The following is a 20,418-nucleotide window of genomic DNA, read 5'->3' on the forward strand; positions in this document are numbered from 1 at the left end:
TATTTAATTAAAAAAAATTAGTGTAAATTTTTATTCGGTCCGTGATAACCAAAAAAATTATAAATAACAAAACCTAAAAAAAACGCAAAAATTGCAGACAATATTGTAAGTATTAACACAACAATATTGTTTCTACTTTGCTTTGTGAAAAATTTTATGAAACCATAAGAGATGATTAATAATCCTATTCCAAAAATATAAAATATACGACCAGAATAAATCATTTGTAAGCCCCATAAAACACCACCAATAATACCGCCAATTACCCCTCCTAAAATACTTCCGATTACAGTACCAGAATTTATTTCTAAATCTTTTTTTCTTGATTCAAATACGCCAATAACTTTAGCAGAAATTTGCCCTATTTCGGTTGTTGACAATATATCAGACTTTAAATTTGCTATAATATCATTTTGCGTAAATGCTTTCCCATATAGCAGAATTACCTCATCATTTATTTTCAATTTTTCATCTTCTTTTTCTATGATTTTACCGTAACGTTCTTTAAGAGCTTGTACTCCACCTCTGTTATCTATAACAGTTTCTAACGCATTTTTGGCTTCATCCGTATATCCATCCTTATTTAAATAAATATTCATCAGCTCGCTATCTGAGTATTCAGAATATCTTTCGATAAGTTCATCTTGCATGAAATAAATTTTGCGCTAATTTAACAAAAAAACCCTCCAAATATGGAAGGTTTCATTATGTATAGCTGAGTGCTTATTATTTAGTTAAAGAAGAAGCGTGGATCAACATATCAACTAATTTGTTTGAGTAACCCATTTCGTTGTCATACCAAGAAACAAGCTTCACAAAGTTAGGAGAAAGCATAATACCAGCATCCTTATCGAAGATTGAAGTTCTCTTGTCTCCGATGAAATCCTGAGAAACTACAGCATCTTCAGTGTATCCAAGAATACCTTTCAATTCACCTTCAGAAGCAGCTTTGATTACAGCACAGATTTCTTCATAAGAAGCACCTTTTTCAAGTCTTACTGTTAAATCAACTACAGAAACATCAACAGTTGGTACTCTGAAAGACATCCCTGTCAATTTTCCGTTCAATGAAGGAATTACTTTTCCTACTGCTTTTGCAGCACCTGTAGAAGAAGGAATAATGTTATTAAGAGCAGCTCTACCACCTCTCCAGTCTTTCACTGAAGGACCGTCAACAGTTTTTTGAGTAGCTGTAGTAGCGTGTACAGTAGTCATCAAACCTTCTACGATACCGAAGTTATCGTGAATTACTTTAGCTAAAGGAGCTAAACAGTTTGTAGTACAAGATGCGTTTGATAAGATTTTGATATCGTCAGTCAATTCTTTGTGGTTTACACCCATTACAAACATTGGCGTATCATCTTTAGAAGGAGCAGAAAGAATTACTTTTTTTGCACCAGCATTGATGTGTGCCGTAGCACTTTCTTTATCTAAAAATAAACCTGTAGATTCTACGATGTAATCAGCACCGATTTCATTCCACTTCAAGTTGTTTGGATCTCTTTCTGCAGTAACTCTGATTTTTTACCGTTTACTACAAGGTCATTACCTTCTACAGAAACTTCTCCCGGGAAAATACCGTGTACAGAATCATACTTTAACATGTAAGCCATGTATTCTGCATTAATAAGGTCATTGATACCAACGACTTCGATGTTGTCTCTTTCAGTCATTGCTCTGAAAACAAGACGACCGATTCTACCAAACCCGTTAATACCTACTTTAATTGTTGACATAATTGTTTTGATTTATTTAATTATATAATATTTAGATTGCTAAAATTTCTGAAATCAGTAAAAGATCTTTATTGATTTCGTTGTGTTTTTTGATGGCATCTTCGATGGGTGTGTAAACAATTTCGTTTGAACGCATTCCTGCCATCACATTGTTTTCCCCTACCATTAATCCTGTTACAGCACCAAAGCCCAGTCTGCTCGCTAAAACTCTGTCTGCACAACTCGGCGACCCACCTCTTTGAATGTGGCCTAAAATAGCGACACGAATATCGTATTCTGGAAATTCCTTTTGAGTCTGCTCTGCCAATTCGTAGATGTTTGCAAGCTTTTCACCTTCTGCAACAACAACAATGCTCGAAGATTTTCCTGTTTTTTCTGCATTTCGGAAATTGGTAAACAATTCATCCATACTGTCTTTTTTCTCAGGAATCAAAATATCCAAAGCTCCTGTTGCCAATCCGCTGTTCAGTGCAATAAAACCTGCATCACGACCCATTACCTCAACAAAGAAAACTCTGTTGTGAGAAGTCGCTGTATCACGGATTTTATCAATCGCATCCATTGCCGTGTTCAAAGCCGTGTCGAAACCAATCGTGTTGTCTGTCCCGAAGATATCGTTATCAATCGTTCCTGGCACACCAATTACACGGATTCCGAATTCTTCATTGAAAATCTTTGCTCCAGTGAACGTTCCGTCACCACCAATACACACCAAACCGTCAATTCCGTATTTTACGCAATTGTCGTAGGCTTTTTGACGACCTTCTTTGGTTCTGAATTCTTTGGATCTGGCAGATTTTAGAATAGTTCCGCCTTGGTTGATTATATTTTTTACAGAACGAGCCCCCATTTTCAGGAAATCATCATGAATAAGACCATTGTAGCCTTCTCTCACTCCGTAACATTCGATATTGTAATAATTTGCGGTCCTTACTACCGCTCTTAATGCTGCATTCATCCCCGGAGAGTCTCCTCCCGAAGTAAGAACTGCAATTTTTTTTACAGCACTTTCATTCATTTAGTAAAAAATTTCAAACACAAATTTACAAAAACAAGTTCAGATAATGGCAGTATCTTGCCAATACTTTTCATCCTTTAGTATCCTGTAATTTTAAAGCAAATTGTTTAAGGAATAATTTACATTTTAAATTTATGAAACTCGAAGCTGTATTTTTTCACCAATTCTTTTCAGTTAAATATTTCCAATATCGTTTCGGAACATGTTGAATGTGCAGTTTTAAATTTTTTCTTTCTACAATATTGGTTTTAAAAAAATACCGTTGCCAAAGCTTTTGATATTGATTTTCTTCATCATGAAATTTCTCCTGATACTTTTTTAAATCCAGCTTTTCTTCCGGATAAAAGAAATCACACGTTTTCAAATCATAAAGAAGTCCGTAATTTCTTCTGAGATCGTAAATCATCCATTTCTGATCCTGATAACGGTCTTTGAAATGTTTTCTGATCAAAGGAAGCACATTAAAATCCGGATCGATTTTGGAGAAAAAAACCTCATCCTGCATTTTTTCAAATCTCACAAAAGCAGTCATTCTGTGTCTTTCTCGACTTACCGATTTTGAAATTTTAACAATTCTCAAAATATCCTGATCTGCATAATTCTGAAGAATATTTTCTTTCGGAAATTGTATCGATTGCCTTACCGCAGACAAAATTATTTGTTCTAAATCTGATTCTTCCGACAAAAAAACTTTCACCAATTCATGAATTCCAGACTTCCCGATGTTTTCTTCTATTTTATTTAAAACTCTCTCAGATTTCGCTTCCTGCGTAATCACTTCATGAATCTCAGCAAATATATTTTCCTGATGAAATCTTTCTCTGCTTACAATTTCCACATCTTTATACTTATACTCGAAGACTTCGAATATTGCAGTAAAAAGTCCGTCGAAACTTCCATCGTAGAGTAAAGTGGTCATTTTGGGTTGAAGGGTTTGGGAGTTCTAGAGTTTTAGAGTGAACTGATTTTTCAAGTAAGAATTATTAGTGAAATTCGTGAAAAATATTTGTGCTATTTGTGTTTAAAATTATTCTTTATAACAAATCAGTTTTAATTCATCTTCATTAATTTCAAGATAAAACTGACCAACTTTCTCTATTATCAATTTAATTTCTTCTAAATTTTGAATGTTATTAGAATCAACAATTTTTGGGAAAATCAAATATTCAATTTCTTTATATTCAAGCCAATCACCTAAAGAATTATTGCCCTCAAATCCTCTTTGCCAATAATCAAATTCAAAAATACTGTCTTCATTTAAATACAGCTCTCCAATTCTATCATTCTGAATTTTTTTAAATTGGATTTTCTTGAATTCATGGGCATTATCTATAATTGCTTCAATTAATCTGATCCACTTAGAATTTGATATCAAATGCTGAGAGAATTGAGAAACTGCTTTTTCAATATCTCTAATTTTCTGTTCATCATATCTTACAGCTTTTTTAGTTCTCATCATTAAAAAAGTGTTAACTGCTGCGAAAACTGATCCTGAAATTTAGAAGTACTTCCACCAATCAATAATTTTTTCAAATTTAAATCCGTTAAATGCCTTAAAAAAACGTTTCCTGCATTAAAATCAATGAAGTATTTCGCTCGGTTTACCGCTGCTCCGAGTTTTTTCAAATGATCAATCGTTAAAACCTGAAAACGTCTCGCTGAAACAATTTTCTTTGCCGTTTTCACCCCGATTCCCGGAATCCTCAGAATCATCTGATAATCTGCATTCTGTAGATTAATTGGAAACTGATCTAGATGCCTCAAAGCCCAGCTCAATTTAGGATCAACTTCCAAATCGAGAAAAGGCATATGCGGATCTAAAATTTCATCAGCTTTAAAACCGTAAAACCTCATCAACCAATCCGATTGATACAAACGGTTTTCCCGAAGCATGGGAACCGCCGTCGTCAAAGCAGGTAATCTCGTATCTTCCAAAACAGGAACATAACCAGAATAATACACTCTTTTAAGATTATAATTTTTATAAAAATGATCGGCAACTTTAATAATCTGTAAATCATTTTCGTTGGTTGCGCCTACAATCATTTGTGTAGATTGACCAGCCGGAGCGAACTTCGGAACTTTTCTGAAGATTTTCTTTTCTTCCTTATATTGGGTAATTCCGCTTTGGATATACTTCATCGGATTGAGCATATCCTGTCGGTTTTTCTCCGGAGCCAATAATTTCAAACCACTTTCCGTCGGAATTTCAATATTAATCGACAATCGGTCAGCATACAAAGCCGCTTCCTGCATCAATAGATCACTTGCCCCAGGAATTGATTTTAAATGAATATATCCGTTGAAATTCTCTTCCAGACGAAGTTTTTTTGCCACACGCACCAATCTTTCCATCGTGGTGTCAGCATTTTTGAAAATCCCAGAACTCAAAAACAAGCCTTCAATATAATTTCTGCGGTAAAAATTAATCGTCAAATCAACCACTTCTTCAACTGTAAAAGCAGCTCTTTTAATATCATTTGAACTTCGCGATACGCAATATGCACAATCGTAAATGCAATGATTGGTTAAGAGAACTTTTAAAAGAGAAACACATCGACCGTCTTCGGTATAGGTGTGACAAATTCCGCTTGCGGAACTGTCTCCCAAAGCACCTTTTTTATTCTTCCTTGAACCTCCACTAGACGAACATGACACGTCATACTTCGCAGCATCTGCAAGGATTTCTAATTTTTCTTTTAGGCGGTCAAAATTCATAATTCAAGTACTTTGTTAAAATTCTTCGAACACATAAGCCACATTAGGTTAAAGTAAATTTTTGAAAATATTTAGAACACACAGAGAAAATCAAAGATTTTCAATAACTTATGTGTTCTTTTTTAGCGATGAATCAAAAAAACTAAGATGACTAATGTGTTAAAAAACTTTTGTGTCTTTTGTGGTTTAAAGCTTTTTTAATATTCAAAAGTAAATCCAAAATTGAGAAATATCACTCTTTTTTCAACGAACTTATCCACAATAGGCACAAACAAATTTACTATATTTACCATCATTAATTTATGCGTGAAATCGTAAACGGTCGATTCCGCTTTTCTTTATCAAAAAACAACTTACTATATGAATCATCAACCGGTAGAAGGTTTTTCTAAACTGACCAAGCAGGGGAAAATTGACTGGCTAGTCAATGAATATCTCGAAGGAAACATAGATTATCAAAATATACTCAATCAATATTGGAACGAAAATCCGGATCTTCAGAAACTTCATGATGAGTTTTCTGAAAACACCATTTCCAATTTTTATATGCCTTACGGAATTGCTCCAAACTTCCTGATTGATGGGAAATTATTGGCTTTACCGATGGCAGTTGAAGAAAGTTCTGTAGTGGCAGCTGCTTCAAAAGCAGCCAAATTTTGGATTGATAAAGGTGGTTTTAAAACGACCATCATCAATACCAAAAAATTAGGTCACACTCATTTTATTATTGATGTAGAATCTCATAAACTTCAGCATTTTTTTAATTTTAAATTAAAGAAAAAATTGTTTGAAACCACAGAAAGCATCACGGCAAACATGAGAAATCGTGGTGGCGGAATTTTAGAAATAAAACTCGTTGACAAAACCGCAGAAATGCCTAATTATTACCAACTGAAAGCAAGTTTTGACACGGTAGATTCTATGGGAGCCAACTTCATCAATTCTTGTCTTGAACAGTTCGGTAAAACTTTAAAAGAGGAAATTTCTCTGGAAGAAGATTTCACACAGGAAGAAAAAGATTCTTTGCAGGTGGTGATGAATATTCTTTCCAATTTCACTCCAGACTGTATCGTAAGAGCTGAGGTTTCATGTAAAATTGAAGATTTAAAAGACGACAGCGGAATTTCAAATGAAGAATTTGCAAGAAAATTCAAGCAGGCTGTTACGATTGCTGAAATTGAACCTTTCCGTGCGACGACACATAACAAAGGAATTATGAACGGAGTTGATGCCGTAGTCATTGCGACAGGAAATGATTTCAGAGCAACCGAAGCTTGCGCTCATGCTTATGCCGCAAGAGATGGAAAATATTCTTCCTTAACACATTGTACAATTGATAACGGAATTTTCAGATTCTGGATCGACCTTCCGATTTCAGTAGGCGTTGTGGGAGGTTTGACGAATCTTCATCCTCTGGTAAAATTTTCTTTGGCTCTGCTGGGAAAACCTTCTGCTCAGGAATTGATGAGTATTTTGGCGGTTTCAGGATTGGCTCAGAATTTTGGAGCGTTAAGATCTTTGGTCACTACAGGAATTCAGAAAGGTCACATGAAAATGCATTTATTTAATATTTTAAATCAAATGGGTGCGACAGAAGCAGAAAAGCAACATTTTGTGACGTATTTTAAAGATAAAACGGTGACACATCACGAAGTTATTGATGAATTTAACAGATTACGAGCGCAATAATGTTACAGATTGTAGGATCCATCGCCTTTATTTTCTTTGGAATGTTTTTAAAAAATACAAAAAAGCAAGAATTTCAAAGGTCAAGAAAATTCTCAACCTTTTTCATTATTCTCGGAATTCTGACATTGATTGGTGGAATCATTTTAAAATATCTTAAAACTCAATAATGAAAAAAGGTTTATTATTTTTCATTCTGATTTCTTCGATTTGTTTTTCGCAGCAGAAAACTGTAAAAATAACTAATCTGCAACCTAAAACTGAAGATTTCAATTTTCCTAAAATCGCTTATCCTGAAAAACCTTCAGTAGAAAATAAAATCAACACCTTTTTGCAGGTTGATCAACTTGAATATGTTCCTGGCTCAGAGGTAAGTCCATCGAAACTGGTTTCATCAGGGAAAACCTCATATTCCAACTACGTTTATTTTTACAGCTGGGAAAAGCTGGAAACCCCAAAGAATATTCTGAGTATTGCTATCGACGGAGAAGCTTCTGGTGCCTATCCTGAAGGATTTTCAATCTGGAAAAATTTTGATTTGAGAACGGGAAATTTTATCAATGCTAAAGATTTATTTCAACCAGGTTCATTCAAAACAATTGAAAATTTAATTCAGAAAAGCGTCAAAAAAGAGGTTAGCGATTTCATTGTTCAGTTAAAATCGGAGAAAAACCCATCGGAAGAAGTTTCAGAGCAAATTTCTATGTATGAAGATTGTTTTACCGATTATACCTTAGAAGGAATTGAATATTATTTTGCAAAAGATAAAATCAGATTTATTGCCGGAAGATGTTCTAATCACGCAATGAGAGCATTGGATGATCTCGGCAGCCATGTTGTTGAATTTTCGTACAAACAATTAGAAAAACACTGGAGTTCTTACGCAAAAAACCTGTTATCAGACTCAGAAAAAATTGATAAAACCAGTTTTGACAACAAATTGTATAAAGGAAAAATTGACGGAAAGTATCCAATCACGGTTTTGATTAATCAGGTGTATGCAGACGGTTCTTTTTCTGCAAAATATTGGTACGATAAGAATAAAAAACTCATCCAATGGGATGGAAAACTGAAAGGCAATCACATCTCCATCATAGAAAACGATTATTACAGCGAAGAAACGAATCAATGGATTTTCAAAGCTTTGGTTGAAGCAGATGTACAGGGAAATAAAATTATAGGAACCTGGCAGGATTATAAAACAAAAAAATATTTAAAACTAGAATTAGAAGAATTATAAAATGAAAACAATTACTTTAGTCTTTGGTGCCGCTTATGGTATGCTATCCGTTATTTTGGGAGCATTTGGAGCACACGCTTTAAAGAAAATATTATCTGTAGAAAGACTTGAAAGTTTTGAAACAGGTGTAAGATATCAAATGTATGCCGCATTCTTTTTGTTGATTGCAGGCTATATTTTAAAATTTGATACCTCATCTCAAAAATGGATTTCTATTTTGATGATTGCAGGAACAATGCTGTTTTCTTTCAGTATTTACGGCTTGAGCTTACAGGATCATTTTGGTTTAAATCTTAAATTTTTAGGTCCAATTACTCCGCTTGGAGGATTATTTATGATTTTGAGTTGGGGAATGCTGATTTTTTATTTTGTAAAGAATAGAATGTAATTATTATAAAAGTCTTCGACAAGCTCAGACTGACACGTCAATCGCTAGCAAGTAGTATTAGCGATGTCATGCTGAGCTTGTCGAAGCATCCGTTAATTTTTCAACAAAATTTCGCTTAGAAAATATCAAAACACACTTTCAACAAATGATGATCGTAATTTTAAAATAAATTAAAATGAAAATCAACAGACGACGTCGCTTACTACGAACTTTTAATCTTTTAGATCAGCCGATTAAATTCAATCCGTTTGTATTCAGTCGTACTTTTTTCATGTGGGCTATCACAGGTTTGGTCGGTGGAATTATTGCCGGATTATATTGGATTGTCTTGGAACATTTCACAGAATTTTTACATCAATTTCACGGCTGGATGGTCATTCCAACAATGGCGATTTGTGGTTTATTAGCAGGTTTAGTGATCCACTTTATTGGAGATCCTGGCGAAATCCATTTGATCGTTAATAACATCAGATTCAATAAAGGAAAACTCGACCCAAAAAACAATCCTTCGATGATTTTGTCATCACTTTTTTGTGTAGCATCGGGTGGAAGTTTAGGTCCGGAAGCACCTTTGGTTCAGGTGACAGGTTCAACAGGAACTTATTTGGGAAAGCTTTTTAGACTGAAAGGTGAAGAACTTCGTTCGTTGAGTATTGCCGGAATGGCTTCAGGTTTCACAGCTCTTTTTGGTGCTCCGCTTGGCGGAAGTTTATTTTCTTTGGAAATTCTTCATCATAAACACGCCGTTGAGTATTATAAAGCGATTATTCCGGCATTGGTAGCGAGCTGTTTCAGTTATCTGATGTTTGCTTTGATTATCCATTTGGGAATCGGGGCGACGTGGGATTTGAAAGCCTATCATTACACCGGAGTTTATGATTTTGCACACGCAACCGCTTTTGGAATTGTAGGAACCTTATTTGGCTGGATTTTTATTTTTATTGTTAAGTTTTTCAAAAAAGCTTTCGAATACAGAAAATTCCCAATCTACATCAAAACTTTGGTAGGTGGAATTTTATTGGGGATTATCGCTTTCTATTTTCCATTGACAAGATATTTCGGGCATCATGAAGTGAATGAACTGATCAACGGAAACTACACATTGAACTTTTTAATCATTATTTTAGTTTTCAAAATTTTAGCGATTGCCATTACCGTAACTTCAGGCTGGAGAGGTGGTTTTATCATTCCGTTGTTCTTTGTAGGAACAACTTTAGGATTAATCATTCATCATTTATTTCCGACAGTTGATACGACTTTAGCGATTGTAAGTTGTATGGCTGCAATTAATGCTTGTGTTACGAGAACGCCGATGAGTACAACAATTATCCTGGGAACTTTAACGGGTTTTACCTATTTCGTTCCGATACTTTTTGCGAGTCTGACAGGATATTTTCTGGCTCCAAAAATTCCGTTTATCGGCTCACAATCTGAGAAATTGTCTGAGGAATAATTACGGGAATTAAACCATTAACGGATATTAAGAAGTTGAGAATAATTAAGTTGAGCTTCGCTTAAGCAGATTATTTATTAAAAATTTATCCTATTTTTCTTAATAAAACTTAACTCCTTAAATCTTCTTAATGGTTCACAAAAATTAAGTCTGATTTTATTTGGTTTAAACTCAATTTTTCTAAAAAACTTCGTTAAAGTTTAAGCTTTAATCATAAGAATATTTAAAAAGACGAATAGACTTTTAATTTTTGTGCTAATAATCTTGAACTTCCGTGTCTTTTTATTAAATTTGTCAACCTTTAAAAATTAAAATATAATAATAAAAATAATATGAATCTTCACGAGTATCAATCAAAAGAGATTTTATCAAAGTACGGAGTAGCAATACAACGTGGTTACGTTGCAAACAACGTAGACGAAGCTGTAGCTGCTGCTGAAAAATTGACTGCTGAAACCGGAGCTCAGGCTTGGGTTGTAAAAGCACAAATTCACGCAGGTGGTCGTGGTAAAGGTGGCGGTGTAAAGTTTTCTCCGAACATGGATAAATTGAAAGAAAACGCTCAAAACATCATCGGAATGCAATTGATTACGCCTCAGACTTCTGCTGAAGGTAAATTGGTGAATTCTGTATTGGTTGCAGAGGATGTATATTATCCGGGAGAATCTGAAACTAAAGAATTTTATGTTTCTATTCTTTTAGACAGAGCTGAAGGTAAAAATACAATCGTATATTCTACTGAAGGTGGTATGGACATTGAGCACGTTGCTGAAGTAACACCTCACTTGATCCACAACGAATTGATCGATCCTACTTTGGGTCTTCAAGGTTTCCAGGCTAGAAAAATTGCTTTCAACCTAGGTCTTGAAGGAAATGCGTTCAAAGAATTCACAAAATTCATCACTTCTTTATACAATGCGTATGTAGGAATTGATGCTTCTTTATTCGAAATCAACCCGGTTTTGAAAACTTCTGATAACAAAATTATCGCTGTAGATGCTAAAGTAACTTTGGATGGTAACTCATTGTTCCGTCACAAAGATCTTGAAGCTCTTAGAGATACAAGAGAAGAAGATCCTTTAGATGTTGAAGCTGGTGAAGCTGGTCTTAACTTCGTAAAATTGGATGGTAACGTTGCTTGTATGGTAAACGGTGCTGGTCTTGCAATGGCTACTATGGATATCATCAAATTATCTGGTGGTAACCCTGCTAACTTCCTTGACGTAGGAGGTACTGCTGATGCTGCGAGAGTACAGACTGCTTTTGAAATTATCTTGAGAGATCAGAACGTGAAAGCAATCTTGATCAACATCTTCGGAGGTATCGTAAGATGTGACAGAGTTGCTCAGGGTGTTGTAGACGCTTACCACGCTATGGGAAGCCTTCCTGTTCCATTGATCGTAAGATTACAGGGAACTAACGCTGTAGAAGCTAAAAGATTAATTGACGAGTCTGGTCTTCCGGTACACTCTGCAATTACTTTAGAAGAAGCTGCAAACAAAGTAAAAGAAGTTTTAGCTTAATATTTAAGTAAACTTTATAAATACAGAATCCGTTTTCGAAAGAAAGCGGATTTTTTTGGTCAAAACTTTCATAAAAAAACCATTTAAATAAGATTTAAATGGCACATTGGAACATAACTTCTCATCATTAAGTCATGAAATGTGTTTCTCAATCATTTCAAAACTCGGTATATCGTATTAGTAGTGTAGAGACAAAAATTAAAATAAAAACGAAGAAAAAATATTTAAATAATAAGTTTTCATGGTTATTAGTTTGTACAAAGATTCTAAATTATTTAATATAAAAAAATACCACTTAAGGCGTATTTTTAAGAAAAATTAACTAAATTCAATTACTCAATCACCATCATGAAAAAACCGAGGAAAAACATCCGCTCATAGACGTCTGGAATATTTATCCCGGAAACCGAAGAAGCGATAAAATATTAGAGAAACCTTCCATAGAGCGTATTATCGGAGAGATGTTTGCTATCGGAGAATACTATTATTACGTTTTAAATCTCAACAACAGTACTGTTACGAATCATCACGAAAGCATTCTCAAAATTCATGGGCTAAAAAACTATCCCTTACATCTCAAAGAACTCATTGATCTTATTCATCCGGACGATATTCCTTTTGTGATAAAAGCAGAACAAACTGTAGTCAATAAAATTCTGGAAATTGGTAAAGAATTTCAACTCTATTTAAAACCAAGCTACTGCTTCAGAATGAAAACGGCAAAAGGAAATTATGAGCTTTTTCATCATCAGGCGATTCATACTTTTGAAGATGAAAATCAACATTTGGTACAGTCCATCAACATACACACCAACATCCAGCACATTACGAGTGAGAATTCTTATACCGTTTTGATTACAGGAATTGAGCCTAGAAAAGATTTCCATCAGATTAAAATTAATCAAAATTTGCTTTCATCTTCAACGCAAGAAAACAATCTCACCAAACGAGAAACCGAGGTTTTATCTTTCATTGCCAAAGGCTATTCAGGAAAAGAAATTTCCTCTATCTTAATACTTTCAGAACATACCATTCGTACCCACAGAAGAAATATTTTAAGCAAAACTAATTGCAGGAACAGTAAAGAACTGGTGAAAAAAGCTTTTGATTTTGGATTGATTTAATCTACTTTAAATTTAAAACTGACAAATCTCACGATATTATTTCGGCGTAAAACTTGTACCTTTATCAATGATGGAAGAGCATATTTTACAACCAAGATTTAAAGATTCACAACATTTCAAAGATTTTTGGACGACAGGAAACGGAAAGCAGCTGATTGATCTTTCAGGAGCAGAAGTCAGCTTCAAAGACTTTGATAAATTCTCTTATTTCTTTTATCATGTAGACGAAATTGGTGATGAGGTTGTAAAAGACGTTTATTTTACTAAAAAATACAGCGAAGCTTCAAGAGAGATTGAAAACTACATCCGAAACGGAGTTTCAGACAACGATGATGTTCCGGAAAGTGTAAAAAAACTTTTTCAGCAAACGCAAACCCTACCCGATTGGCTTGATTTAAATTTAATTAAAAAAGGTGCCGAGCTTTGCATGCGCTGCAATCTGGATTCTTTGATTTCCCTTCGCGATTACTGTCTGATTGGCGGCTATGATTACGCTTACCTCAACAAACCGTTAATTGTCACAGAAGCATTGAAAAAAGGTGCAGTAAAAAGACTTTCGGAAACGTTGGATTTTTGGGTCAATGTGACAAGATATGATGCTTTAGAAATTCATAAAAAAGGTTATGAATTTGCAATTAAGACAAGACTCATTCATTCCTATGCTAGACTTTCTATCAAAAAACATTATAAAAACTGGGATACCCAAAACTGGGGTGAGCCCATCAATTCCTGGGATATGATGGCGACTTATATTGGTTTCAGCTTGGTATTTCAGCACAGTCTTCATAAATTAGGAAATACCATATCCGAAGAGGAAGAAAAAGGTCATTTTCACCTTTGGAAATACGTTGGCTACCTTTTAGGAATTCCCGAAGCGCTTTTACCAAACAATAAAAAAGAAGCAACAGAATATTTTTATTTATGGACTTCCATTCAGCTATCATCTGATAAAGATTCAGTGTTGCTGGCACATTCTCTGTTGAATGAATCGCTTGAAAATCCTATTTTAAAATATAAATTTCAGAGAAAAAACTTGCGTTATCTGCATATCTGCTGCACATGGTTTTTGCTGGGTGACGAAGTTTGCAAACGGCTTCAGATTCCTGATGTCCCGTTCAAAAAAGGTTTCCCTATTACGAAAAGAATTATCAATAAAATATACGATTCTACCGTAAGCCGTGAAGTCAGAATTAAAAAAGGAAACAAAGATCAGACGAAAGTTTTGGCGGATTATCTGAGCATCACCCAGAATTCTAATTTTCATTAATTTTTTCAGTAGCTTAATCCCGCTTTCACTACTCGCTTTTCTCTGTTTCGGCGGCGGCAAAGCCGCCGCCGAAACAGAGAAAGAGCTCAAACAGGCCGTTCAATCGGGGCTAAAAACCAACCGTCTTCGGTCGAAGGCCGAACCACCACCTCCAAGAAAAGGGATCCTCTATCATAAGCAATCTGTGATTATAATTTCTTCATTTAGTATTTAATTTAAAGCAAAAACTTTATCATTTTTTAACGCTAAAAACAATTTCCAAAAACAAATAATATTAGCTTTTGAAATTAAAATTATGTAATTTTGATAAATTATTACAATACGAAATGAGCAACTTAGAAGATAAGAAAAAAGCATTGGCATTAGTGCTTGATAAGCTAGATAAAACATACGGGAAAGGAACGGTAATGACGTTGGGAGACAGTGCGATTGACACAACCATCGAAGTTATTCCTTCCGGATCATTAGGATTAGACATCGCTTTAGGCGTTGGCGGATATCCAAGAGGAAGAATCATTGAGATCTACGGACCAGAATCTTCAGGTAAAACAACATTAACTTTACATGCAATCGCAGAAGCTCAAAAAGCAGGCGGAATTGCAGCTTTCATTGATGCTGAGCACGCTTTCGACAGAGGGTACGCAGGAAAATTAGGAATCGATCTTGAAAACCTGATTATTTCTCAGCCGGACAACGGTGAGCAGGCTTTGGAAATCGCAGATAACTTAATTCGTTCAGGCGCAATTGATATCGTTGTGATTGACTCGGTAGCAGCATTGACTCCAAAAGCAGAGATTGAAGGTGAAATGGGAGATTCTAAAATGGGTCTTCATGCAAGATTGATGTCTCAGGCTTTGAGAAAACTGACAGCAACTATTTCAAGAACAAAATGTACCGTGATTTTTATCAACCAATTGAGAGAAAAAATCGGTGTGATGTTCGGAAATCCTGAAACAACAACTGGTGGTAACGCCTTGAAGTTTTATGCTTCAGTAAGAGTTGACATCAGAAAAGCTAGTGCACCAATCAAAAATGGTGACGAAGCAGTTGGTAGCCGTGTGAAAGTGAAAATTGTGAAGAACAAAGTAGCTCCACCTTTCAAAATGGCAGAATTTGACATCATGTACGGTGAAGGAGTTTCTAAAACCGGTGAAATCTTAGATGCAGCGGTTGATTTGGGAATTGTAAAGAAAAGCGGTTCTTGGTTCAGCTACGGCGAAACTAAATTGGGCCAAGGTCGTGACGGTGTAAGAGATTTGTTGAAAGATAATCCTGAACTGGCCGAAGAACTTGAAAACAAAGTAAAAGAAGAAATCATCAAAAACAAAAAATAATTTGTTTTGATTTAAATAGTAAAGACAGCTGAGAGGCTGTCTTTTTTGTTTTATAAAGAAGGTTTAAAGAAAACTTGTATAGCCTTTGACTACGATTATGCAGTATTCTTTATTTCGTAACGTATATTGAACTGAACTATTGAATACGTTTTATTCGGAGAAATTGATGATAAAAAAATGCCAATCTGTCACTTTCTGTTCAATGGTATTTTTTTGAGAATTAATAATCAAATTTAAAAATTAAATACAATGACAAAAGGAAATATCAATGTTTCGGTGGAAAATATTTTTCCGTTGATTAAGAAATTTTTGTACAGCGATCACGAAATCTTTTTAAGAGAACTCATTTCAAACGCAACCGATGCAACTTTGAAATTGAAACACTTGACCAACATCGGTGAAGCAAAGGTAGATTACGGAAATCCGAAAATCGAGGTGAAAATCGATAAAGAAAACAAGAAGCTTTACATCATCGACCAAGGTCTGGGAATGACTGGCGAAGAGGTTGAAAAATACATCAATCAGGTGGCGTTTTCCGGAGCCGAAGAATTTCTGGACAAGTATAAAGACTCTGCTAAAGATTCAGGAATTATAGGCCATTTCGGTTTAGGTTTCTACTCTGCTTTTATGGTGGCTGAACAAGTTGAAATCCTTACTAAATCTTATCGTGACGAAAATCTCGCAGTTCGTTGGATATGCGACGGAAGTCCTGAATTTAGTTTAGAAGAAACTAGTGACAAAACTGACAGAGGAACGGAAATTATTCTTCACATTGCAGAAGATTCGTTAGAATTTTTAGAAGAAAATAGAATCCGTGAATTGTTGACGAAATACAACAAATTCATGCCTGTTCCTATCAAATTCGGAACAAAAACTGAAACACTTCCTTTACCTGAAGGTGCTGCGGAAGATGCAGTTGCAGAAACGGTTGAGGTAGATAATATTGTTAATAACCCAACTCCAGCTTGGACAAAATCTCCGAGCGAATTAAAAGACGAAGATTACAAAGCGTTCTACCACGAATTGTACCCGATGCAATTTGAGGAGCCATTGTTTAATATTCACCTGAATGTTGATTATCCGTTCAATCTGACGGGAGTTTTATATTTCCCGAAATTGGCGAATAATTTAAATATCGAAAAAGATAAAATTCAATTATATCAAAATCAGGTTTTCGTAACTGATGAGGTGAAAGGAATTGTTCCTGACTTTTTGATGTTGTTGAGAGGTGTGATTGATTCTCCGGATATTCCGTTGAATGTTTCTCGTTCTTATTTGCAGGCGGACGGTGCGGTGAAGAAAATCTCTTCTTATATCACGAAAAAAGTGGGCGACAAAATGGCGTCATTAATCAACGAAAACCGCGAAGATTACGACAAAAAATGGAACGACATCAAAATCGTTATCGAATACGGAATGATTTCTGAAGATAAGTTCTTCGAAAAGTCTGACAAATTTGCATTGTATCCAACTACTGACGGAAAATATTTCCTTTGGAACGAATTGGAAGAAAAAATCAAATTAAATCAAACAGACAAAGACGGAAATTTAGTAATTCTTTACGCTACTAATGCCGATGAACAGCACTCTTACATCCAATCTGCGAAAGATAAAGGGTACGAAGTTATTCTTTTAGATTCTCCAATTGTTCCTCATTTAATTCAAAAATTAGAAACTTCAAAAGAGAAAATTTCTTTTGCAAGAGTTGATGCAGATCACATTAATAATTTGATTAAAAAAGACGAACCTGCAATTTCTAAATTAAATGAAACTGAAAAAGAAACCTTAAAGAAAAACGTTGAAGAGTCGATTAATGACAAGAAATTCACCGTTCAACTTGAAGATTTAGACATTACAGATGCACCCTTCACGATTACCCAACCGGAATTTATGCGTAGAATGAAAGATATGCAGGCAACCGGTGGTGGCGGAATGTTCGGAATGGGCGGTTTCCCTGAAATGTATAATCTGGTGGTGAATTCTAACAGTGAATTTGCAACGAAAATTTTGGCTAATGAAAATGCTGAAGAGAAAAGTTCTCAGATTAAATATGCTTTAGATTTGGCTAAACTTTCTCAGAATTTATTGAAAGGAAAAGAGCTGACAGACTTCATCCAGAGAAGTTACAAGCAATTGGAAAAGTAAATTAAACTAATTTATATTGAAGCTCGGAACGACTAAATCGTTTCGAGCTTTTTTATGAAAAATTAATCATAGAAATAGTAAATTTGGCTTTGCTTAATAAAACATGGATAAGTTCAGCTTTTTAGAAATCACTGCTTGTATAGGAATTTTCGTAATCCTATTTCTTGCCTTGTTTTTGCTGACCGTGAAAACGGAACATAAATTACGAAACCAACTTTTCGCTTTTTTTCTTATCGGAAATGCCATAGATGCATTAAAATTTTTGATGCGAGAATTTCCGGTTAATTATATCAATCTCGAAGCATTTCGGTGGAGTTTTGTGTATTTGGTTCCTGCATTGTTTTACCTTTATACATTATCCGTCTGCTATTCTAATTTCCGTTTAAAAAAGAAACATTTACTCCATGCAATTCCATTCGTTGCGTACAATTTGTTTCTGATGTGGGGAATTTATTTTGTAGATAGACCTTCTAAAATACAGTTCATTAATGGCATGAATGATATTCCTTTGATGCAGTTTTTTCAGTTTCTTTTTGAATTTATGTTTCAAGTTTATTTCATTGCGTCATTTTTGGTGATTAGAAAATCTAAAACGGTTTATCTTCAAAATTATACAAATCCAAATATTTCTGTACTCAATGCTCTACATAAAATAACAATTCTCTACTACTTTCTGCATTTCATAGTTCTTGTAAGATGGTTGGTCACTTTTATCTTCGGTTCAGGCGAAATTCGGATATGGGTTGTAACACTTGATGGGTTTGCATTTTTAATTTGTACTTGTTGGTATTTATTTGTAGCATTAAATAATCCGGAATTTTTTCGAGGTGTAAATTCACAGTTAAAAGTAATCGAAGCAATTATCCCGAAACAAAAATCTTCTCCCTTAATTGATGACGAAAAGAACAGAGAAATAGAAATGTTGCAAAAATTTATGACTGAAAAAGAGCCTTATTTGGATTCATCGCTGACGATTCAGGATTTGGCAGAGCAGGTGAAAATGCCGGTCAAAGATTTATCCGCTTTGATTAATCTGTATATGAATAAACACTTTTTTGATTTTATTAATGAATATCGAATCGAAAAAGCCAAAGAAATATTGAAAGATTCTTCACAAAAAGACCTGACAATTCTGGAAATTCTCTATCAGGTTGGTTTCAATTCTAAATCTTCATTTAGTACTTCTTTTAAAAAACACACAGGGAAAACGCCCACGGAATTTCGGAAAAATTCATTTTAAGTATTGAAATTATTGAAAAATCAGTTCGACTTTTTTTAATCGGTCGCGTATTAATGCGTTCTGAAGCATCTTTGCATCAAATTATAAAATCAAAATGAAAAACCGATTTTTCTTATTAGTACTAATTTTTTTATTTACAAATACGCTTTCTGCCCAAGAATTAAATAATCCCAAAGAAACAAAGAAGATACATCAAAATTCCACTGAACAAAAATCAGAAATCAATCAAATTGATTCCTTAATGACAAAATCTTACGAAAGAGGTTTATTCAATGGAAATGTTCTTATCGCTAAAAATAATAAAATCATCTATCAAAAATCATTTGGTTTTACCGATGAAACCAAACAAACTAAGCTAAACAACAAGTCAATATTTAACATTGGCTCTATTGCAAAAGAGTTTAATGCTGTCGCCATAATGATTTTAGTTGAGCGCGGTCTTCTCAATCTGGATGACTCGATTTCCAAATTTAATTTGGGTTTGCCGAAATGGGCAGAAAAAGTCACCATTCGACATTTGATAAATTACGCCAGCGGAATTCCTAAAATAGAGTCAGGGCTAAATCCGGTAAGTGATGCAGATGCGTGGAAGATTTTGAGAAGCAGTGATAATTTATTGTTTGAACCTGGAACAAGTTACAAATACGATAACGGCAATGTGTTTTTGCAAAGAAGAATTATTGAAAAAGTAACAGGAATGTCATTCCAGCAATTTGTCATTAAAAACATTGTTAAACCTTTGAAAATGACAAATTCAATTTTTGACCCAAAATCGGGTTTTAAAAACCGGACGTCCTGTTTTGATTTTGACAAAGTCAGATGTCCAGAAATGAATTTCATTAGTGGATGGCTTTGGGTAGATATCAATGATTTCTATAAATGGATTGAGGCTATGAATTCTAATCGTTTAATATCTAAAGAATCCTTTCAAACTTTGTTGAATAATCCATACGCAAAAGATGAAGGTGGTTCACTTGGCAGATACTTTGAAAAAGAAGAACTACAGAGACACAATGGTGTATCGTATAAATTTGAATCCATCTTTTTAAACGATTTTAAAAATAATATTACAATAATTCTAGTGTCTAATAATCTAAATAGAGTTTGGGATTTAGGATATACTATTCACAATTTAATGTTAGGGAAAGAGTACGAAATTCCTAAAAAATCTGTTTATCAAGCGATAAGAAAGGAATCTCTCGATAACGTAAATACAGCGATAGAAACATACTATTTACTCAAGAAAAATTCTGAAAAGGAATACAGCTTTGAAAACCCAAACGAACTGAATAAATTAGGATATGAACTCTTAAGACTTGGAAAAAACAATGAGTCAATAGAAATATTTAAATTGGCTACAAAAGAATTTCCTAAAGATGCCAATCTATTCGATAGTTTAGGAGAAGCCTATTTTACAAATAAGCAATACAATTTAGCATTAGATAGTTATAAAAAAGCAATAAGTCTTGGTGGAACCAATGGTAATGCAGAAAAAATGATAGAAAAAATCGGGAAGGAAATAGGTAAATAAAACCTACCCGAATGT

General features: G+C 34.4%; 16 protein-coding genes and 1 pseudogene. 11 read left to right on the top strand and 6 right to left on the bottom strand.

Going from position 1 to position 20,418, the window contains the following annotated elements; translation table 11 throughout:
- Nucleotides 1–17: 17 nt before the first annotated feature.
- From EAG08_RS07540 to EAG08_RS07565, 6 genes and pseudogenes are all read right to left on the bottom strand, one after another.
- Nucleotides 18–650, bottom strand: a complete 633-nt coding sequence (locus EAG08_RS07540; RefSeq protein ID WP_129534912.1) for a hypothetical protein — start codon at nucleotides 648–650, stop codon at nucleotides 18–20.
- 76 nt (nucleotides 651–726) lie between these two features.
- Nucleotides 727–1,736, bottom strand: a pseudogene (gap, locus tag EAG08_RS07545) (type I glyceraldehyde-3-phosphate dehydrogenase).
- A gap of 31 nt (nucleotides 1,737–1,767) precedes the next feature.
- A complete protein-coding gene (gene pfkA / locus EAG08_RS07550; protein ID WP_129534913.1) occupies nucleotides 1,768–2,754 on the bottom strand; it encodes a 6-phosphofructokinase in 987 nt (328 codons plus the stop codon).
- 157 nt (nucleotides 2,755–2,911) lie between these two features.
- Nucleotides 2,912–3,673, bottom strand: coding sequence for a TIGR03915 family putative DNA repair protein (locus tag EAG08_RS07555; RefSeq protein WP_129534914.1), 762 nt, complete (start codon nucleotides 3,671–3,673; stop codon nucleotides 2,912–2,914).
- Between the two features lie 108 nt (nucleotides 3,674–3,781).
- A complete protein-coding gene (locus tag EAG08_RS07560) occupies nucleotides 3,782–4,213 on the bottom strand; it encodes a hypothetical protein (protein WP_129534915.1) in 432 nt (143 codons plus the stop codon).
- A complete protein-coding gene (locus EAG08_RS07565; protein WP_129534916.1) occupies nucleotides 4,213–5,472 on the bottom strand; it encodes a putative DNA modification/repair radical SAM protein in 1,260 nt (419 codons plus the stop codon). The genes EAG08_RS07560 and EAG08_RS07565 overlap by 1 nt, the downstream gene beginning before the upstream one ends.
- Before the next feature lie 360 nt (nucleotides 5,473–5,832).
- On the opposite strand from EAG08_RS07565, the gene EAG08_RS07570 reads away from it, so the two are divergent.
- The 11 genes from EAG08_RS07570 to EAG08_RS07620 all read left to right on the top strand — a co-directional run bounded on the left by EAG08_RS07570 (nucleotide 5,833) and on the right by EAG08_RS07620 (nucleotide 20,403).
- Nucleotides 5,833–7,161, top strand: coding sequence for a hydroxymethylglutaryl-CoA reductase, degradative (locus EAG08_RS07570; RefSeq protein ID WP_129534917.1), 1,329 nt, complete (start codon nucleotides 5,833–5,835; stop codon nucleotides 7,159–7,161).
- A 166-nt stretch (nucleotides 7,162–7,327) separates the two neighbouring features.
- On the top strand, nucleotides 7,328–8,398 hold the full coding sequence (locus EAG08_RS07575; protein WP_129534918.1) for a hypothetical protein: 1,071 nt from the start codon (nucleotides 7,328–7,330) through the stop codon (nucleotides 8,396–8,398).
- Nucleotide 8,399: 1 nt separating this feature from the next.
- Complete coding sequence (locus EAG08_RS07580) at nucleotides 8,400–8,786, top strand: DUF423 domain-containing protein (protein WP_129534919.1); 387 nt, start codon at nucleotides 8,400–8,402, stop codon at nucleotides 8,784–8,786.
- 175 nt (nucleotides 8,787–8,961) lie between these two features.
- Nucleotides 8,962–10,239 carry a chloride channel protein gene (locus EAG08_RS07585; RefSeq protein WP_129534920.1) on the top strand — a complete coding sequence of 426 codons (1,278 nt, stop codon included), beginning with the start codon at nucleotides 8,962–8,964 and terminating at the stop codon, nucleotides 10,237–10,239.
- Nucleotides 10,240–10,571: 332 nt separating this feature from the next.
- Nucleotides 10,572–11,762 carry an ADP-forming succinate--CoA ligase subunit beta gene (sucC, locus tag EAG08_RS07590; protein WP_129534921.1) on the top strand — a complete coding sequence of 397 codons (1,191 nt, stop codon included), beginning with the start codon at nucleotides 10,572–10,574 and terminating at the stop codon, nucleotides 11,760–11,762.
- 461 nt (nucleotides 11,763–12,223) lie between these two features.
- Complete coding sequence (locus tag EAG08_RS07595; protein WP_228446819.1) at nucleotides 12,224–12,886, top strand: response regulator transcription factor; 663 nt, start codon at nucleotides 12,224–12,226, stop codon at nucleotides 12,884–12,886.
- Between the two features lie 67 nt (nucleotides 12,887–12,953).
- Nucleotides 12,954–14,153, top strand: a complete 1,200-nt coding sequence (locus EAG08_RS07600; RefSeq protein WP_228446820.1) for an oxygenase MpaB family protein — start codon at nucleotides 12,954–12,956, stop codon at nucleotides 14,151–14,153.
- A 326-nt stretch (nucleotides 14,154–14,479) separates the two neighbouring features.
- Nucleotides 14,480–15,487 (top strand): recombinase RecA, encoded by a 1,008-nt coding sequence (gene recA, locus EAG08_RS07605; protein ID WP_129534923.1) that lies wholly within the window; start codon nucleotides 14,480–14,482, stop codon nucleotides 15,485–15,487.
- Nucleotides 15,488–15,736: 249 nt separating this feature from the next.
- Nucleotides 15,737–17,632 carry a molecular chaperone HtpG gene (gene htpG / locus EAG08_RS07610; RefSeq protein ID WP_129534924.1) on the top strand — a complete coding sequence of 632 codons (1,896 nt, stop codon included), beginning with the start codon at nucleotides 15,737–15,739 and terminating at the stop codon, nucleotides 17,630–17,632.
- Nucleotides 17,633–17,735: 103 nt separating this feature from the next.
- Nucleotides 17,736–18,872: a helix-turn-helix domain-containing protein gene (locus EAG08_RS07615; protein WP_129534925.1), complete on the top strand. Its 1,137-nt coding sequence runs from the start codon at nucleotides 17,736–17,738 to the stop codon at nucleotides 18,870–18,872.
- Between the two features lie 94 nt (nucleotides 18,873–18,966).
- On the top strand, nucleotides 18,967–20,403 hold the full coding sequence (locus EAG08_RS07620; protein ID WP_129534926.1) for a serine hydrolase domain-containing protein: 1,437 nt from the start codon (nucleotides 18,967–18,969) through the stop codon (nucleotides 20,401–20,403).
- The last annotated feature ends 15 nt before the right edge of the window (nucleotides 20,404–20,418 follow it).

The organism is Chryseobacterium sp. 3008163, assembly GCF_003669035.1.
GTDB lineage: Bacteria > Bacteroidota > Bacteroidia > Flavobacteriales > Weeksellaceae > Chryseobacterium.

Bases quoted from the DNA above. Each gene is read 5' to 3' on its own strand.
- EAG08_RS07540 (WP_129534912.1), bottom strand. From the start codon at position 650: ATGCAAGATGAACTTATCGAAAGATATTCTGAATACTCAGATAGCGAG.
- pfkA (WP_129534913.1), bottom strand. From the start codon at position 2,754: ATGAATGAAAGTGCTGTAAAAAAAATTGCAGTTCTTACTTCGGGAGGA.
- EAG08_RS07555 (WP_129534914.1), bottom strand. From the start codon at position 3,673: ATGACCACTTTACTCTACGATGGAAGTTTCGACGGACTTTTTACTGCA.
- EAG08_RS07560 (WP_129534915.1), bottom strand. From the start codon at position 4,213: ATGATGAGAACTAAAAAAGCTGTAAGATATGATGAACAGAAAATTAGA.
- EAG08_RS07565 (WP_129534916.1), bottom strand. From the start codon at position 5,472: ATGAATTTTGACCGCCTAAAAGAAAAATTAGAAATCCTTGCAGATGCT.
- EAG08_RS07570 (WP_129534917.1), top strand. From the start codon at position 5,833: ATGAATCATCAACCGGTAGAAGGTTTTTCTAAACTGACCAAGCAGGGG.
- EAG08_RS07575 (WP_129534918.1), top strand. From the start codon at position 7,328: ATGAAAAAAGGTTTATTATTTTTCATTCTGATTTCTTCGATTTGTTTT.
- EAG08_RS07580 (WP_129534919.1), top strand. From the start codon at position 8,400: ATGAAAACAATTACTTTAGTCTTTGGTGCCGCTTATGGTATGCTATCC.
- EAG08_RS07585 (WP_129534920.1), top strand. From the start codon at position 8,962: ATGAAAATCAACAGACGACGTCGCTTACTACGAACTTTTAATCTTTTA.
- sucC (WP_129534921.1), top strand. From the start codon at position 10,572: ATGAATCTTCACGAGTATCAATCAAAAGAGATTTTATCAAAGTACGGA.
- EAG08_RS07595 (WP_228446819.1), top strand. From the start codon at position 12,224: ATGTTTGCTATCGGAGAATACTATTATTACGTTTTAAATCTCAACAAC.
- EAG08_RS07600 (WP_228446820.1), top strand. From the start codon at position 12,954: ATGATGGAAGAGCATATTTTACAACCAAGATTTAAAGATTCACAACAT.
- recA (WP_129534923.1), top strand. From the start codon at position 14,480: ATGAGCAACTTAGAAGATAAGAAAAAAGCATTGGCATTAGTGCTTGAT.
- htpG (WP_129534924.1), top strand. From the start codon at position 15,737: ATGACAAAAGGAAATATCAATGTTTCGGTGGAAAATATTTTTCCGTTG.
- EAG08_RS07615 (WP_129534925.1), top strand. From the start codon at position 17,736: ATGGATAAGTTCAGCTTTTTAGAAATCACTGCTTGTATAGGAATTTTC.
- EAG08_RS07620 (WP_129534926.1), top strand. From the start codon at position 18,967: ATGAAAAACCGATTTTTCTTATTAGTACTAATTTTTTTATTTACAAAT.